Genomic DNA, 15,939 nt, shown 5'->3' on the forward strand with positions numbered 1-15,939 from the left:
GGTGGTGGATTAAACAAGAGCGCATTACATCGCTCGATTATGCGGAAGCTAAGCTTGATAAATTATTATTGAAGGGATCCAAGCTTGATCTACAGGAGCGTAATCATTCAATTCAGGTGGGAGCCAACTGTGTAGTAATTCAGCCACAGCAATCCTTAAAAGCAGATACCTGCACTTGGAATTGGAAAACTGGAGCTATTTTGGCAGAGGGTGCAGTGGAATTAAGACGTAATCAACTAAATCAGGTAACAAGAGCTCGTCAGCTACAAGGTAAAACCGGTAGCGATGGCCTTGTTGTTTTCACTGCGCCCGGGGAGCGAGTTGCAACTCAACTACGCCTACCCCAGGCCAAAAGCCCTATAAAAAATCAAACTCCAGCAATTCAATTTTAATTTTATCCGCCCAGCCTTGAGCCCAGCGTTCATCACTTCGGCTGAAGCAACGCACAGACCAGCCGCCGATCACAAGCCAGCCTTTTTGATCCAAAGGTGTTACCAGCACCGCCGGTAATGGTTGTGGCAAATAAGCAAACTCGTTTGCTCCGGGGTAGAGCTCAAGATTTACTAAAGATATCTGCTGCTGTTTCTCTAGGGCTTTACTCAAAATTGGCCCAGATTTAAACGGCTCTGTTCCCAGTAGTCCGCGTCGTAACAACACTTTCCCTTCCCATACCAAAAGCACACTGGCGGCTGGTGTGGCGAGCAAAAGCATCGCACTTCCCCATGCCAATTCTTTTTTTAATTGAGTGGGTAAGGATTCTGCAAACTCCAAGCCCTCAATACCCTCCAATTTCACCCGGTCTCGGGGGGCTGGATTTGCTTTTGTCCATATCACCCCTACCAAAACCAGGCCAACAGCCATAACCCCAGCCAATACGGAACTGCGGCCAAAGGCTGGATCGATAATCTGGAATTCCGAACTAAGTGTGAGGCTATTCACTGTTGTAAGCAGCAAACCAAGAATTCCGCAGGCGATTACAAGCTTTGCGGCAGGCGGGGGGCTGCCATTTTGTGGATTCATGGCTCAAATGGTATTGACCTTGGAGATTTTTGATGAATAGTGCTGAATCCTTTGCAGCTGTGTGTCTTGCAGCGGTTGCTAGCGACGGTGTTCTTGGTAGGGATGAAGCCCGTAGTTTGAGGATCGAGCTTGAATTTCGCACCCCCTTCTCCTCAATGGAAGATCGCGAGATGACAGATCTTTTTGATCGCCTTTTGGCTTTATGGAGAGATCTGGGCACTGTGGGCCTAGTGAAGAGTGCCATACCTCAACTAACCCCTGCCCAACGGGAAACCGCTCTTGCAGTGGCAACTCAACTGGTGCGGGCTGATCGAGTGGTGGAGGCAGAGGAGTTGGAGTTCCTAAATACCCTTGCCAGCAGCCTCGATCTAAATCCTGGCAAAGCTGAATTGATTATCGAAGTTATGGATATTTTGCATCGTGATGCCTTAGACACTTCAAACTAACTTGATCCATAGGGGGGAAATGGTTACAACATCGATCTTGCGCTTTTTCAGCCTGCTAGCGCTGCTGCTGGCTTTGGCACTTCCTGCATATGCCGTAGGTGTTGAGGATTACCCCCTTTTGCCATCAACTGAAAAAGTGAGCGATGGCGCTGATGTGCTCAGCCGAGCGGCAATTGCTGAATTGCAAAGGCGTCTAGAAGTTTTTAGTGATGCTCGAGTTGATGCCCGCGTTATTACGCTTCGGCGGCTGGATTATGGCTTGAGCCTGCAAGAACTAGCTGATCAACTGCTAGAGCGCTGGCAAAGTGAAGACAATGCGGAATTGCTAGTTTTAATTGAAACTGGCACTAACAGCGTTTCTATTCAAGCCTCCTCTGAGGTTCGTAGCCTCCTTCCAGATGAGTTATTGCTTAGCACCGCTGAAACCACAATGGCTTATCCGCTGCGAGATGGCGGGCGCTATCACCAAGCTCTTATTGATGGTATCGATAGGCTCGGTGTGGTTTTAGCTGGCGGGGATGATCCAGGCCCTCCCGTTGTGGTTGAACCGGCATTAATTGTTAGCAACATTCCTAGCGCTGAAGAGACAGCCAATAGCAACGGCTTTTCATGGGTGATTGTTTTACTCGTGGTTGGAACACTCGTACCGATGGCAACTTGGTGGGTGTTTTCCAGATGATTGCGCGGCATTATGGACGTGTTAGAGGATTTCAAAAAAAGAGATGAATAACTTGTTGGGCACCTTCGGCAAGGCGGAGGATCTACATTTTAGTAGCAATCTCGAGCTCGCCTATGAGTCTGCCTTGATGATCCAGGGGCTTGAACTTGAATATTTCAATGACCGCCCTGTACGCACTGATATTGATCTAGGACTTCCAAAAACAACTCAAGCGCAAATTATTCGCAGATTCCGTTCTGCCTTAGCCAACTGTCGTCAAATTGTGGCGTCTATTGAAGCGCAAAGGTCTGAGCTAGACAGTCAAGAATTGCGTCAGCTGCAATTAATAGAGTCTGTTACCCGTCGCTATGGAAATGGCGATAATCAAGGCATACTACGTAGACCAGAAGCGTTGCCACGCAGTTTACTAGGGGTATTTGATCGAGTAAGAAATGAATTGAATCCCGAGGCGGAAGCAAGTCTTGTGGCAGGTTTTCGCCGCAGACGCGATTCCACTCTTGTTTCTTTAAGGATACTGTTACTACTAATCTTGGTACCTTTATTATTGCAGCAGGTTTCAAGAACATATCTCGTAGCCCCAATAATCGATAGATTGGCGCCGGAAGTACCATTTTTAAGTTACACAAAGCCGCAGCTTCAAGATATTGCTGTTAGCAAATTAAGGCTTTATAAAGAGGAATTGGAATTTGACGCGCTTTTAGCAGGCAGAGAAGCACCAAGCCTAGATGAAATAAGATTAAAACTATCCGAAAGGGCTGATAAACTCAAGGATGAGGCTGATTCAAAGAGCACAAGCGCAATTAAGAATGTAATTTCTGATGTAATTGCATTTTTAGGATTTACGTTTGTATGTTTTTGGGGCCGTGAAGATTTGAGGGTTTTGCGAGGATTTTTTGATGAATCTGTATATGGCTTAAGCGATAGCGCAAAAGCATTTGTGATTATTCTTTTTACAGATATTTTTGTTGGTTTCCACAGCCCCGAGGGCTGGACTGTTTTACTACAAAGTATTTCAAGTCATCTTGGTTTACCAACTCAGGAAAATTTCATAATGCTTTTTATAGCAACTTTTCCGGTTATCTTAGCCACTATTTTTAAATATTGGATTTTCCGTTATCTCAATCGTGTATCACCCTCTTCAGTAGCCACGCTGCGCAATATGAACGGTGGTGGCTAAACATATAATTGTTACAGGCGCCAGTAGAAGTGGCAAAAGTGAATGGGCAGAGCAGCTATTGCAAAGTAGGTCTGCTGGAGCACAGATCTGTTATGTGGCGCCTGGAAAACTCTATGTTCAAGATGCTCACTGGCAGAAAAGGCTAGAACAACACAAAATCAGGAGACCTTCCCATTGGGATCTGATTGAAGGTATTGAATTTTCCTACCTTCCCGATTTGTTAGCACCCAATAGCAAATATTCACAAGCCTGGTTGCTGATTGATTCCCTTGGCAGTTGGGTTGCAGCTGGATTGGAGTATTCAGAACAGCATTGGCTGCTGATGCAGCAAGCACTGCTGAAAAATCTGATTTACCGAGCTATGCCCGTGTTTTTAGTGAGCGAGGAAGTTGGTTGGGGTGTGGTGCCCCCCACTGCTGTGGGAGGCACTTTTCGAGATCGTTTGGGGGCTCTAACCAGAGCTTGCGCTGGCGTTTGCGATGAACGCTGGCTTGTTTGCATGGGGCAAGCCCTACCCCTTCATAGGCTTGCAACAAGCGTGCAGGGAATTTCATTGTGATGCCAAGGGTTGTGTTGTTTGAACCCGAAATACCTCCAAATACAGGCAACGTAGCTCGCACCTGCGCTGCTACGGAAACTGAACTGCATCTTGTTGAGCCCCTTGGCTTTGAGATTAGTGATCGCACACTGAAACGAGCCGGACTCGATTACTGGCCCTTCGTTCAGCTCCGGCGCCATAGCAATTGGGCTCAGTTCTACGAACAGCAGCAATTGCAAGGCGGCAGATTAATTGGCCTTAGCAGGCATGCCAGTGATTCTTATCTTGATTTTCCCTTTTTAGACTCTGATTGGTTGCTATTTGGCCGCGAAACTAGTGGGCTCCCCCCCCTGCCCCGCAGTGCATGTGATCATCTACTGAGGGTGCCGCTAGCTTGCAAAAACGTGAGGAGCTTGAATCTGTCGGTCGCTGTTGCAGTGGTGCTTTTTGAAGCGCTTAGGCAGATCAAAAAGCCTCTGCAGCACAGTGATCCTTGAACTTATCGGCAATTCAGTAACTTAGGGCACTTGATTTCCCCTGGTATGTAGTGTAATATTAGAAAGTTGTTGGGAATTGGCTTCTCCAACGGCTTATTCTTTGATTTTATTGCATGAAGCCTTCTGCTTTACTTGCTTGCGTCACTATCTGTATTCCTGCAGGATTAGTGGTATTAGCAGGTCTTCCAGGTCGCTCTAATCTTGATAGTCAGTCTTATTCAAACTCGAATCTTCCCGCTTATCCTGACTTAAATCGCCATTTTAATAAGCAAGTTCTAATAGCAAGCGCTGAATCTACCAGCATTTATGTGAAAACTCGCTCAGACATTACCTTGGAGCAGCTTTCACATCAGCTCGATATTCCTTCTGATTATCTTGCAGATTTAAATGATTGCGATATTAGTCGTAAATTTTCGAATAATGAGTGGGTTGCAATCCCTGCGAAATTAATTAGTACTATTCGCTTTGTTGATGCTTTAGATGATTCGGAAATTCGACGAACTCAGCCCAATCGCTCAATTTTTGCAAAAGTTGGTGATAATTTAGCTAAAATTGCAAGTAGATATGAGGTCCCCTTAAATGAACTTACACGATTAAATCCTGGCCTTAATCCAATTTCTCGTTTAGCTGTCGACACCCCAGTTAAATTGTTTCAACCATTGCGGGCTCGCACTACACTTGCAATCACACCTGGTTCCAGTGGTGGACTCAGTTGGCCTGGTCTACCTGATTTTGGAAAACAACCTAGCCAAAGATCTTTTACTAGTTATGTATGGCCTGCAGCTGGCACACTAACCTCAGGCTACGGCTGGCGCTGGGGACGCATGCACAGGGGAATTGACATAGCAAATAGTGTTGGAACACCAATTCATTCGGTAGCTGATGGTGTAATTGTAAGTTCTGGTTGGAACGACGGTGGTTACGGTTATCTAGTTGAGGTGTCCCATAATGACGGCACCCTTACCCGTTACGCCCACAACAGCAAGCTATTAGTAAGCAAAGGCATGAATATTGCTCAAGGAACTCCCATAGCTTTAATGGGCAGCACCGGACGCAGCACTGGCCCTCACCTTCATTTTGAAATTATTTCTGCCAGGTCTGGTGCTGTGAACCCGGTTGCGTATCTTCCGCAAAGGTAGGGTCTTACCATCCACTATGCTCACTTGATACCAGGGCTCGGTAGCTCAGCTGGTTAGAGCACGGGATTCATAACCCCGGGGTCGGGAGTTCAAGTCTCCCTCGAGCCATTTCGATTTAGCATTAACTACTTATCTCATTTCAATAGCATTTAATCTGTCGCGAAAGCTAGAAGATGAATTCTGTTCTTTTGAATAGTCTTTATTTAAGAAGTTATCTGTGCTTGTTGAGCGTCTGCTTCTACCTCCTGCATAGGCCTGAGGCTGTATCTCACGCGACCGTATCTCTCGGGTGTTTGTTTGCGGAGTGCTGAATACCTCTGCGACTTGCTTCGTTTCTCTTTGAATCGGGTGTGCTTTAAGTTCGCTGCGCAGCTGATTCAGGAGACGAAAATGCCCGGTATTGTTGTATTTGCGCATCAGCGCGGGATCCCAGCCCATCAATTAACTCGTTTTTTGTAGACCAACTTTAGTTCACAAGCTGCAGTAAATAGTGGTAGCTTTATAAGGTTGCTAATGCGGAGTTTGTCCGCTTTAGTTAAAACCCTTTACTCAACAGCTCATACCATGACCAACGGAAGCCTCAGAGTTGGCCAGCAGGCCCCAGATTTTACTGCTACGGCAGTGGTGGATCAGGAATTTAAAGAAATCAGCCTCTCCAACTACCGCGGTAAATACGTAGTTCTATTTTTCTATCCCCTTGATTTCACCTTTGTTTGCCCTACTGAAATCACAGCATTTTCTGATCGATACGCCGAATTTGCCAGCAAAAATACAGAGGTATTGGGTGTTTCGGTAGACAGTCAATTTAGTCATCTGGCTTGGATACAAACTGATCGCAAAGAGGGTGGCATTGGTGATTTGGCATATCCGCTGGTAGCAGACCTCAAAAAAGACATTGCCAGGGCCTACAACGTCTTAGACGAAGATGCTGGCATAGCTGTACGTGGTCTGTTTATTATCGATGCAGAAGGTGTCGTACAACATGCCACAATAAATAACTTAGCTGTAGGTAGAAATGTAGAAGAAACCCTCAGAGTTCTTCAGGCATTTCAACATGTGCAAGCTAATCCTGATCAGGTTTGCCCTGCTAACTGGACCCCTGGTGATCGCACAATGAATCCTGATCCGGTTGGAAGCAAAGATTTCTTTGCTGCTATCTCTTAATTATTTAAATATGCTTTGCAAACCTAGCGGCCTTAGGGCCGCTAGGTTTTATTAATGTTCAATTTAGGATCCTTCAACCCATGAAGGTTTTTAATAATCTTTGACCATCAATTCCACCCAAGATCGGGTCGCAGGCTCTCTCAGGGTGGGGCATCAACCCAAGAACATTGCCTTTTTTATTGCATATTCCAGCTATATCTGCAAGTGAACCATTGGGATTGTTACTATAACTAAGTGCTATTTGGTTATTTTGCTGTAGGTCATCAAAAGTATCCAAATCGCAATGATATTTCCCCTCCCCATGGGCAATTGGAAGATTTATCAACTCGTTCTTAGCATAGCCATTCAGGAATGTATTACTAGCCTCGTTCACTAAAAGTTCACATGGCTCACATATAAAATGTAAATTCTGATTTTTAGTTAACGCACCGGGCAAAAGGCCTAATTCAGTAAGAATTTGAAAACCATTGCATATCCCTAATACCGGTCCGCCAGTATCTGCGAAATCCTTCACCTCATTTAAAAGCGGAGCAAAACTTGCCAAAGCTCCGCATCTTAGATAGTCGCCATAACTGAATCCACCAGGCAAAATTATTCCTTTTACTCCATCAATACTTGTATTTTCGTGCCAGAGAAATCGTGTAGGAATGTTTAATATGCCTTCTAATGCCCAGGCCAAATCGCGATCGCAATTAGAACCAGGGAAAACAACAATTCCAATTGTCATTCCAATTGCTCCAGCACTACAGACCAATTTTCAATTACCGGATTTGCCAAGAGTCGATCACTAAGTAATTCAACTGATGCCATGGCTTCCTCTCGGTTTGCTGCCTCTAATTCCAGCTCTATTGCTTTACCAATGCGAAGTTTTTGTAAACCGGAAATCCCAAGACGATTTGCTGCTGCTTTCGTAGCCTCGCCAGCAGGATCTAGAACCGAGGGGCGCAGCTGCACCTGAACCCGAGCAACGAAACGCAGCACTGAAACATTACGTGTATGGGGATCCTCGCAGTTGAGGCTGCCATTTGGGGCTGCTGGGGTAATCAATTTTTAACCTCGAGCTCCTCCAGGCTTGATCTAAGCAGGCTGCTATTTGGATTGCCGCCAATTAAAACCAGTTCCAGTTGATCTGCCCGAAGCCCATCTGCTTCAAACCACATATTCAACCTCCTCCCCACAGCTTGAACCTGCAAAGGTAAAGCCTTGCCATTTATCGGAATTCGTCCTTTTAATCGCAGTAAATCCATTGGATTTATTGCTGTTTCCAGCAAGATTTGCTCTAATCCATCGCGATTCCACAGCCCCTGCATACTTAGCGAATCAGCAAGAAGTTCAGGATGGCTGTGGCTATGTTCTTCCTCTTCAACTGGCAAGGAAGGCCGCATCAAGCCAAGCAATAGATCTGCAGATATTTCACCATTCGAAATCGCTAGACAAGGAGCCTGCTTTTGGGGTTGAACAATTTGCAATTGCGCAGCGAGGTAATCCTTAGCGCGTTGCAGTGCATCGGGGCTCAAAAGATCTGCCCTGGAGATCAAAACAAGATCCGCTTGTTCTAATTGCTCTTTAAATAGATCTTCAATTGAATCTTGGTGATCAAGGCTTGGATCATTGATCCTCTGCTGCTCTACCGCCTCCAGATCGCCAAGAACTGAACCTGCAGCAAGGGCTTCTCCGTCTACCACCGTAATTACGCCATTCACCAGCGTTCGATGTTTAATCTGAGGCCATTGAAAGGCTTGGAGGAGGGGCTCCGGTAGTGCGAGACCACTAGTTTCAATCACAATCCCATCAAGGGGTTCTGGATTGGCCAGTAACTTTTCAATGGTGGGTAAGAAGTCGTCCTGAACTGTGCAGCAAAGGCAGCCATTTGCTAGCTCGATCACTGGGGCTGGTTCACCATCGCAGCTTGCGCAGCCCTTGATCAAAGCTGCATCGATACCAACTTCACCAAATTCATTAACTACAACCGCAAGGCGTTGTTTTGTTTGCCTGAGCAAATACCTCAGCAATGTGGTTTTACCGGCGCCAAGAAATCCAGTAATAACCGTTACGGGTATGCGGCGCTGCTGCGTTTTATCCATGCCTATGGCACCAATGTTGACCAAATAAGGCTGCTGCCGATGCCAAACAAGATGCCACTAAAAATTTTTAATTTCGCAGCTGAACCCCAATTAGACCAAAGATTTTTTACCAGTTTTAATGATATCCAAAGTAATAATCCCTGGCTTATAAGTAAACCAAACAGATAAAAAATTACAAAAGTTGGCTCCCAACCCATTACCGGAGCGCTTAGAACAAAACCATGCAAGCCAATGGCAGGTAGCAAAAGCGTTTTTGGCATGCGATCCAGCAACACCAGTGCTTCTAAGGCGAGTGAAATGCCGATCCAGGCCTCAGCTCCAGGCAGGCTGTTTGGCCAGGCCAAACCGACTAGCGTTCCGATCAATCCAATTGCTAACAAGCCAATAACCCATCGGAACTGTTGACGCAGCCCCACAAGGCCAATCGCCATAAGAAAAAGTAGATGGTCAACGCCAAGGGCAGGATGCAGCAAACCGCTAAGAAGCCCTGTAAACGGGCCTGGCTTCATCGGAAATGCATCCATCACATGATGGGCGAGCGCTGGAGTTGCAACGCAGAAAGGCAGCAACACACAAACGGCTAACGCAGAAATAACTCGCTTGGCAGCGACAGGCTTAACAAATAAATCTTTAAGCATCCAGAAAAGCCGGTCCGCGCCGGGGATGAAGGGTGATTCGGCGGGCGTTCTGACTTGAGATAAGGCATAGCCAAAGCTCTTACAGCTGCGGGACAGTGCCGGCTTTTCACCGAACTTTCCCCGTTACCTCCCTGGGCTGATCTCCAAGGAACCGAAGCTGAACCCTATCACCGCATTTTTAAGCGCAACCCAAACTTTCAGTTGTGCTAACTCCCGAGAGGAGATTTGTACCTGCTGCCCTTGCGCAAAGAGCCTTCTGCTCAGGTTGATCCAACACGGCTTCTGAAAAATCAGCTCCCTCAATGAGTGCATCGCGAAAATGACTTTGGAGCAGCATGCTGCGATCAAGGCGGGCCTGACGTAGATCAGATCCCTGGAAACCACTTGCAAATCCAACTACATCTCGCATATCTGCCCCCTGCAAATTTGTGCCTTGCAACTGGCTCCCGTTGAATACAGCTCCCCTTAGATCAGCATTTGAAAAATCAAAACCTTTTAAATCTGCCTTAAGAAATTCTTTTTGCTGCAGATCTTTTCCGTGCATATCAGGGCTGAGATCTTGTAAAGATTTTGCGCCGCGCAACTCAGGCGCTGTCATAGCAAGGGCCGGGCTGGGAGAGAACAAAAGAACAAGAACAAGTAACCCAGAAACCAAGGCTTTAGCTAATCTCATTACAACTCGTAAGCTGGCAGGAACAAGTTAAGTCAGCAGCATGTCTTTGCGGGTGATCGTTCCTCCCCATCCGCTGGTGGCCCACTGGCTAACCGTGCTGCGAGATCCGAATACACCAACTCCGCTATTTGCTTCGGCGATGAAGGAGCTTGGTCGCTGGCTTAGCTACGAGGCAATTAGAGATTGGTTGCCACAACAAAAAATTCAAATTCAAACAACAGCTGGTTTAGTTGAAGCTGAGGTAATTGATGCTTCTGCTGCTTTACTTGTGGTGCCCATAATCAGGGCGGGTTTAGGGCTTTGGTTAGGCGGACAGGAAGTGTTGCCAAATGCCAGGATTGCCCATGTGGGTATTTCGAAATCCTCTGGGGATGAAGAGGACCAAATCTATTTGAATAAATTGCCAAATCGAATTGGTGATCGAGTTGGCGCGATTGTTTATAGCGGCACTATTGCCACAGGCTCCAGTTTGATCAAAGTGCTAAGCGCCCTTGATCAAAAAGGCGTTAAGGATCAAAGATTGAGGGTTATTTGCGCCGTTGCCTCAGCCCCAGGCCTTAAACGCCTAGCCGATTTATTTCCAAATCTGAGCATCTACACTGCCTGCATTGATGCTGATTTAGATCAAAATCAAAATATCTTGCCTGGAATTGGTGATGCAGCCCATAGGCTTTATGGCACAGCATCAGATGATTTCCTAGGCTGAAAACAGAATTAGGCCCATTTATGGCCGATCAGTCGAACAGCTCCAGTTCCCTCTTGCTTAGCGCTTTTACTGGTGCAGCCCTAGGTGCTGCTGGCCTTACCTGGTGGCTCCTGTCAAGGGCTGAGCGTCGTATGGCCCTTAGCAATCAGGTGAAACGCCTGAGTTCATTAACGATGGGATCGGTTAAACCAATCACTGCCGTGATTCCTGTGGACGCAGAAAACCTTGAGGAACGGGTGCAGCGGTTGAATTTGGCCATAGACGAGGTGCGTCGCCAGCTAGAAAACCTCAGTCCTGAGGGGAGCAACTGAGATAATTTGCGAGATATTTAAACCGTTATGAAAAACCTCCGCTCCAGTGCAGTTACCCAGGGAATCCAACGCAGCCCCAACAGGGCAATGCTGCGAGCTGTTGGCTTTGGTGATGCTGATTTTAATAAGCCGATTGTTGGAATTGCCAATGGATACAGCACCATTACCCCTTGCAATATCGGCCTTAACGATTTAGCGAAGAGGGCTGAACAGGCAGCTTTCATTGCTGGTGCAATGCCTCAGATGTTCGGCACTATCACTGTGAGCGATGGCATCTCAATGGGCACAGAAGGAATGAAGTATTCCCTTGTATCTAGAGAGGTGATTGCAGACGCGATTGAAACAGCATGTAATGCTCAATCAATGGATGGAGTTATTGCAGTTGGCGGATGCGATAAGAATATGCCTGGTGCAATGCTAGCGATGGCTCGCATGAACATTCCAGCTATCTTTGTGTATGGTGGAACAATTAAACCTGGCAAACTTGGTGGATGCGATTTAACTGTTGTGAGCGCATTTGAAGCTGTAGGGCAATTTACAGCCAATAGAATTGATGCTGAGCAATTGCTCGCAGTTGAAAAAAATGCATGTCCAGGTGCCGGTAGTTGCGGCGGAATGTTTACAGCCAATACAATGAGTTCTGCCATCGAAGCGATGGGTTTTAGTCTTCCTTCTAGCTCAACAATGGCTGCTGAGGACCAGGAGAAAGCAGACAGCGCTGCCAGATCTGCGGAGGTGTTGGTTCTTGCAATTGAAAACAACATTCGCCCCAGTGATCTATTAACTCGCGAAGCGTTTGAAAATGCCATCAGTGTGATTATGGCAATTGGCGGTTCCACTAATGCGGTTCTGCATTTACTCGCTATTGCCCGCAGCGCCAATATTCCCCTTTGTATTGATGATTTTGAAACAATCCGCCAGCGAGTTCCTGTTATCTGCGATCTAAAACCTAGTGGACGATTCGTAACAACTGATTTGCACGCTGCAGGTGGGATTCCGCAGGTAATGAAATTGCTATTAGATGCAGGGTTATTACATGGCAATTGCCGCACGATTGAAGGTAAGACGCTTAATGAAATTCTTGCAAATATTCCCTCAGCACCACCAACAGATCAGGAGGTTATTAGGAGCCTTGCTAATCCCCTTTATGAAAAGGGTCATCTAGCAGTTCTAAAAGGAAATTTGGCCAGTGACGGTTGTGTTGCGAAAATATCGGGTGTAAAAAATCCATGTCTCACGGGCCCTGCGCGGGTTTTTGAATGTGAAGAAGATTGCCTTGAAGCAATTCTGAGTGGTGCAATTCTTGCTGGTGATGTTTTGCTAATCCGCTACGAGGGGCCAGTAGGGGGGCCTGGAATGCGAGAAATGCTCTCGCCAACCTCGGCGATCATCGGCCAAGGTTTAGGTGATCAGGTTGCATTGATAACTGATGGAAGATTTTCAGGTGGTACCTATGGAATGGTGGTAGGCCATGTAGCTCCAGAAGCTGCCGTTGGCGGATTGATTGCATTGGTGCATGAAGGGGACAGCATCACAGTGGACGCTCACAAATTATTGGTGCAACTAAACGTGGATGAAGCTGAAATTAAGCTTCGCCGAGCTGCTTGGATTCCACCAGTACCCCGCTATCGCACTGGAGTTTTAGGTAAATATGCCCGCCAAGTTGGTTGCAGCAGCAAGGGAGCTGTAACTGATCAGCCCTGAATAAGCAAAGTGCGCAGCCGTCTGCCTAAGGTTTCCAGGTTGATTCCTGCTTCCGGGCGTTCGAGCTGCATGCCGGTATTGGGATCCATCCATACCGGATGGCGTCCAAGCCAAAGCAATGGTTGATCTGAGTCGAGAAGCCAGCCAATTTGAATAGAGGGATTTTGAGCTGAACCATAGATTTCAAGTTCAAGATCCTCAGCCTCTAGCCTTAAACCTCTTTTATCACGCGCTTCTAGTCGAACTAACCAACTATCAGCCTCAGCTTCTAAAAGAATTGCTCCATGCAATAACCCAGGCTTTGAGTGATCAGCGCATTGGCTAATTTTCTGCAGCAAGTCGGCTTGTTCCTCTAATTGGTTTGTTGCCGGCAACCAAGCCGGTGCCATCAGGGAAGGGCCTCCAATTTCTGCAAAACAAGCTTTAAAGGCCCTGGCCGAAAACCTTTGTTTTCGCTTCCATCCTCAGCAAAACGAGAATGCAAAATTTGTAGCTGCGCAATGCGGCTTGGATCAAATCGCAATGGCAATCCCACTGGATTTGCCCGCAGAGTGGGCTGTAATTCAGAAAAGGGAATACGAACGCGGGTAATACCAGCTGAATTTGTATCAAAATCGCGAACCCAACGCAAACCACCGGGTAAAAAATCCGCCAATTTGCCGGCTAGATCTGCCGGAGCTATCGCCAATTTGTAGCGTCTGCCATCTCCTTCAAGTACAAGCTCTAGGGCTGACGCAGCACTGAGATCTAAAGGGGGTTGATAACGGGGGGAGCGGCAGCTAACAAAGCCACCACCTTCAGTTACCACAAGAGCTTGCATAACCAAACCTTGGGAATCAATGCTGCACGATCCACTGCTTCTTCCCCCCATAACAGTGTCGTTAAGGCTGCTCCAGCCAGCAAAGCCATCCCCTGCTGCAATCAGCATCGCCATTAGTTCAGGCCAACCCGGCACAAGCCTCAGTATCAGCTAAAACAGCGATGGTTGCAGCTGTATCCACCAATTTCGCAGGGGTGCGAGCAGGATCTTCTAGGGGATCTAGCAAACGTTGCAAAGCAACTTTTTTGCTTGCTCCAGCCACCAAAAACATCACTTCACGAGCTGCGCATAGCACTGGCACAGTGAAAGTAATCCTTGGAATACCTTTGCCTTCCCCCACCGTTACCCAGCGATCGCGAACCAACGTGGCTGCTGTTCCTGGGAATAGTGATGCGGTGTGTCCATCATCACCGAGGCCTAATAACACCAGGTCAAATACTGGTGGGCTGCTGTTGCAAGTTTGCTCGAGGCTGCGTTCATAGGCTTCAATTCCTATTTCAAGGCTGCTGGCGTTTGTAGGTACTGCATAAAAGGAGGCTTTTGAACTGTTGGAATTTGCAAGCAAACTCGATCGCACCATTCGGGCATTACTGAGGGGATCATCGGTGGCAACCCAGCGCTCATCCCCCAGAAAAAAATCGATACGATCCCAGGCCAGCGGCAGCTGGCCAAGAAGTTTGTAGGCGGCTTCCGGGGTGCTGCCGCCAGAGAGGGAAATCTGCACCCGCTCACGCTGTTGGAGCGTGTTGTTTACACAGGATGCAATTCGCTCAGCTGCAAGTTGCGCTAATTCAGTGCGATTAGCAACCCTGCTTAATTGATAAACAGACACTAAAGCCACTCGGTGTGATACGCCCCTTCCTTATCAACTCTTTGATAGGTATGGGAACCGAAACAGTCACGCATTGCTTGCACCAAATTCTGAGGCAAACGGCCGCTGCGATAACTATTAATGTAATCAAGGGTGCTGCTTAGGCATGGCACTGGGATCCCAGCTTCAGCTGCGCCGGCAACTATTTGAGCTAGGCCAGCTAATCGATTATTAACTTGCTCAGCAAACCAGGGATCTACAAGTAAGTTGCAGAGTTGAGGGTCTTTATTAAACGCATTTTGGATGCGTTTCAGCAGTTTTGCGCGAATAATGCAACCGCCTTTCCAAATCTGAGCAATGGAAGGCATATGTAAGTTGTAATTGTGCTCCTCTGATGCAATACGCATAAGTTCCATGCCTTGGGCATAGCTCGCCATACAGGCGAGAACAACGGCATCCATTAACGGTGCCATTGAATCCTCGGGGCTACCCATCGAGAAGGGCTTGATGGCCGGGCCCTTGAGAATCGACTCTGCAGCAACCCGTTGGGGCTTGAGGGAACTCATCACTCGGGCGTTTAATGAGGCGTAAATGGTCGGCACTGGGGCGCCCATTTGCAAGGCGCTCACCACCGTCCATAAACCGGTGCCCTTTTGGCCGGCCTGGTCCATGATTTTTTCCACCAGATCAGTGCCATCTTCTGGATCTTTGGTGCGAAGACAAACCTCTGTAATTTCAACTAAGTAGGAAGAGAGCTCTTCAGTGCTGTTCCACTTGCCTAGCACATCTGCCATCTCGGTGCCGTTCATGCCCCCAACCCTCTTCATCAAGTCGTAGGCCTCAGCAAGAATTTGCTCAATGCCGTACTCAATTCCGTTGTGCACCGTCTTAACAAAATGGCCGGAACCACCTGGGCCGATGTAGGTAACACAGGGGCCATCTTCCACCTGGGCCGCCATTTTGGTAACGAGGCTTTCGATGGCGTCGTAAGAAGATTTGGTGCCACCAGGCATCATGCTTGGCCCTTCTAGAGCGCCTTTAGCCCCCCCAGAAACACCCATTCCGATGTAACCAAAACTCTTGCTTTCCAGCTCCGCAACACGCCGTTCGGTATCGGTGTAAAGAGAGTTACCGCCATCGATGAGAAGATCACCCTCCTCTAGGTAAGGGGAAATGCTGGCGATTGTGTCGTCTATCGGTTGGCCAGCCTTGATCATCATCAAGATCCGCCGGGGACGTTCAAGTTTGTCTACAAATTCTTGAAGGGAATAAGCACCGCTGATCTGCTTTCCAGCGCCCCTGCCAGCCAAAAATTCATCGGTTTTTTGAGCTGTGCGGTTGTAGACAACGCTGGAAAAGCCGTTGCGCTCAGCGTTTAAAACGAGGTTTTCCCCCATCACGCCAAGACCGATCAAGCCAAAATGCCCTTTACCCATGGTTAAAACAAAACCAGACCGTATCAGTGTGGCAACAAGCGGCTTAAGCGCCTGCTAAGGGAACCGATCTGTTCGGATCCCAAAGCTTTGGTTTGA

General features: G+C 47.5%; 20 protein-coding genes, 1 tRNA gene, 1 pseudogene and 1 riboswitch. Of the genes and pseudogenes, 12 read left to right on the forward strand and 10 right to left on the reverse strand.

What is annotated here, in order from left to right:
- Positions 1 to 392 (forward strand): annotated as a pseudogene (locus AC2JC8_RS04580) (hypothetical protein); the annotation flags it as partial.
- Here AC2JC8_RS04580 and AC2JC8_RS04585 read toward each other — a convergent pair.
- Positions 358 to 1,020 (reverse strand): cofactor assembly of complex C subunit B, encoded by a 663-nt coding sequence (locus tag AC2JC8_RS04585; RefSeq protein ID WP_484594272.1) that lies wholly within the window; start codon positions 1,018 to 1,020, stop codon positions 358 to 360. The pseudogene AC2JC8_RS04580 and the gene AC2JC8_RS04585 sit on opposite strands and share 35 nt — an antisense overlap.
- A 32-nt stretch (positions 1,021 to 1,052) precedes the next feature.
- On the opposite strand from AC2JC8_RS04585, the gene AC2JC8_RS04590 reads away from it, so the two are divergent.
- The 8 genes from AC2JC8_RS04590 (at position 1,053) to AC2JC8_RS04625 (ending at position 6,660) form a co-directional block, all read left to right on the forward strand.
- Positions 1,053 to 1,466: a tellurite resistance TerB family protein gene (locus tag AC2JC8_RS04590; protein ID WP_484594273.1), complete on the forward strand. Its 414-nt coding sequence runs from the start codon at positions 1,053 to 1,055 to the stop codon at positions 1,464 to 1,466.
- 19 nt (positions 1,467 to 1,485) lie between these two features.
- Positions 1,486 to 2,145 (forward strand): photosystem II repair protein Psb32, encoded by a 660-nt coding sequence (gene psb32 / locus AC2JC8_RS04595; protein ID WP_484594274.1) that lies wholly within the window; start codon positions 1,486 to 1,488, stop codon positions 2,143 to 2,145.
- A gap of 43 nt (positions 2,146 to 2,188) precedes the next feature.
- On the forward strand, positions 2,189 to 3,322 hold the full coding sequence (gene pxcA / locus AC2JC8_RS04600) for a proton extrusion protein PcxA (protein ID WP_484594275.1): 1,134 nt from the start codon (positions 2,189 to 2,191) through the stop codon (positions 3,320 to 3,322).
- Positions 3,315 to 3,881, forward strand: coding sequence for a bifunctional adenosylcobinamide kinase/adenosylcobinamide-phosphate guanylyltransferase (locus tag AC2JC8_RS04605; protein ID WP_461555769.1), 567 nt, complete (start codon positions 3,315 to 3,317; stop codon positions 3,879 to 3,881). The genes pxcA and AC2JC8_RS04605 overlap by 8 nt, the downstream gene beginning before the upstream one ends.
- Positions 3,881 to 4,357: a tRNA (cytidine(34)-2'-O)-methyltransferase gene (locus AC2JC8_RS04610; protein ID WP_484594282.1), complete on the forward strand. Its 477-nt coding sequence runs from the start codon at positions 3,881 to 3,883 to the stop codon at positions 4,355 to 4,357. The genes AC2JC8_RS04605 and AC2JC8_RS04610 overlap by 1 nt, the downstream gene beginning before the upstream one ends.
- Before the next feature lie 113 nt (positions 4,358 to 4,470).
- Positions 4,471 to 5,496 (forward strand): peptidoglycan DD-metalloendopeptidase family protein, encoded by a 1,026-nt coding sequence (locus tag AC2JC8_RS04615; RefSeq protein WP_484594276.1) that lies wholly within the window; start codon positions 4,471 to 4,473, stop codon positions 5,494 to 5,496.
- 34 nt (positions 5,497 to 5,530) lie between these two features.
- A tRNA-Met gene (locus AC2JC8_RS04620) sits at positions 5,531 to 5,604 on the forward strand.
- A 456-nt stretch (positions 5,605 to 6,060) separates the two neighbouring features.
- Positions 6,061 to 6,660 (forward strand): peroxiredoxin, encoded by a 600-nt coding sequence (locus AC2JC8_RS04625; RefSeq protein WP_255130993.1) that lies wholly within the window; start codon positions 6,061 to 6,063, stop codon positions 6,658 to 6,660.
- A gap of 73 nt (positions 6,661 to 6,733) precedes the next feature.
- Here the strand turns inward: AC2JC8_RS04625 and purQ are convergent, their stop codons facing one another.
- The 5 genes from purQ to AC2JC8_RS04650 form a co-directional block, all read right to left on the reverse strand.
- The gene (gene purQ, locus AC2JC8_RS04630; protein WP_255130987.1) at positions 6,734 to 7,387 is read right to left on the reverse strand and encodes a phosphoribosylformylglycinamidine synthase subunit PurQ; all 654 of its coding nucleotides are present in this window, start codon (positions 7,385 to 7,387) and stop codon (positions 6,734 to 6,736) included.
- Positions 7,384 to 7,641: a phosphoribosylformylglycinamidine synthase subunit PurS gene (gene purS, locus AC2JC8_RS04635; protein ID WP_295457160.1), complete on the reverse strand. Its 258-nt coding sequence runs from the start codon at positions 7,639 to 7,641 to the stop codon at positions 7,384 to 7,386. Before purS ends, purQ begins: the two co-directional genes overlap by 4 nt.
- Before the next feature lie 62 nt (positions 7,642 to 7,703).
- Entirely contained in the window at positions 7,704 to 8,744 is a 1,041-nt protein-coding gene (locus AC2JC8_RS04640) for a GTP-binding protein (RefSeq protein ID WP_461555767.1), read from the reverse strand.
- Positions 8,745 to 8,746: 2 nt separating this feature from the next.
- Entirely contained in the window at positions 8,747 to 9,382 is a 636-nt protein-coding gene (locus AC2JC8_RS04645) for a HupE/UreJ family protein (protein WP_484420335.1), read from the reverse strand.
- A gap of 22 nt (positions 9,383 to 9,404) precedes the next feature.
- A riboswitch (cobalamin riboswitch) is annotated at positions 9,405 to 9,553 on the reverse strand.
- A 7-nt stretch (positions 9,554 to 9,560) separates the two neighbouring features.
- Positions 9,561 to 9,980: a pentapeptide repeat-containing protein gene (locus AC2JC8_RS04650; RefSeq protein ID WP_315856176.1), complete on the reverse strand. Its 420-nt coding sequence runs from the start codon at positions 9,978 to 9,980 to the stop codon at positions 9,561 to 9,563.
- A 127-nt stretch (positions 9,981 to 10,107) separates the two neighbouring features.
- Between AC2JC8_RS04650 and upp the strand changes: the two genes are divergently transcribed.
- From upp to ilvD, 3 genes are read left to right on the forward strand one after another with little or no spacing between them, the layout of a single operon-like run.
- Positions 10,108 to 10,761, forward strand: a complete 654-nt coding sequence (upp, locus tag AC2JC8_RS04655; protein ID WP_295475463.1) for a uracil phosphoribosyltransferase — start codon at positions 10,108 to 10,110, stop codon at positions 10,759 to 10,761.
- Positions 10,762 to 10,781: 20 nt separating this feature from the next.
- The gene (locus tag AC2JC8_RS04660) at positions 10,782 to 11,072 is read left to right on the forward strand and encodes a hypothetical protein (protein ID WP_484401713.1); all 291 of its coding nucleotides are present in this window, start codon (positions 10,782 to 10,784) and stop codon (positions 11,070 to 11,072) included.
- Between the two features lie 27 nt (positions 11,073 to 11,099).
- On the forward strand, positions 11,100 to 12,776 hold the full coding sequence (gene ilvD, locus AC2JC8_RS04665; RefSeq protein ID WP_484594277.1) for a dihydroxy-acid dehydratase: 1,677 nt from the start codon (positions 11,100 to 11,102) through the stop codon (positions 12,774 to 12,776).
- Here ilvD and AC2JC8_RS04670 read toward each other — a convergent pair.
- From AC2JC8_RS04670 to gndA, 4 genes are read right to left on the reverse strand one after another with little or no spacing between them, the layout of a single operon-like run.
- On the reverse strand, positions 12,767 to 13,165 hold the full coding sequence (locus AC2JC8_RS04670) for a hypothetical protein (RefSeq protein WP_484401134.1): 399 nt from the start codon (positions 13,163 to 13,165) through the stop codon (positions 12,767 to 12,769). The two genes, ilvD and AC2JC8_RS04670, sit on opposite strands and share 10 nt — an antisense overlap.
- Positions 13,165 to 13,704: a CIA30 family protein gene (locus AC2JC8_RS04675; RefSeq protein WP_484401153.1), complete on the reverse strand. Its 540-nt coding sequence runs from the start codon at positions 13,702 to 13,704 to the stop codon at positions 13,165 to 13,167. The genes AC2JC8_RS04670 and AC2JC8_RS04675 overlap by 1 nt, the downstream gene beginning before the upstream one ends.
- Positions 13,705 to 13,714: 10 nt before the next feature.
- Positions 13,715 to 14,428 carry a 6-phosphogluconolactonase gene (pgl, locus tag AC2JC8_RS04680; RefSeq protein ID WP_484594278.1) on the reverse strand — a complete coding sequence of 238 codons (714 nt, stop codon included), beginning with the start codon at positions 14,426 to 14,428 and terminating at the stop codon, positions 13,715 to 13,717.
- The gene (gene gndA, locus AC2JC8_RS04685; RefSeq protein ID WP_484401136.1) at positions 14,428 to 15,843 is read right to left on the reverse strand and encodes an NADP-dependent phosphogluconate dehydrogenase; all 1,416 of its coding nucleotides are present in this window, start codon (positions 15,841 to 15,843) and stop codon (positions 14,428 to 14,430) included. The genes pgl and gndA overlap by 1 nt, the downstream gene beginning before the upstream one ends.
- Positions 15,844 to 15,939 lie beyond the last annotated feature (96 nt).

It is taken from the genome of Synechococcus sp. (genome assembly GCF_982614295.1).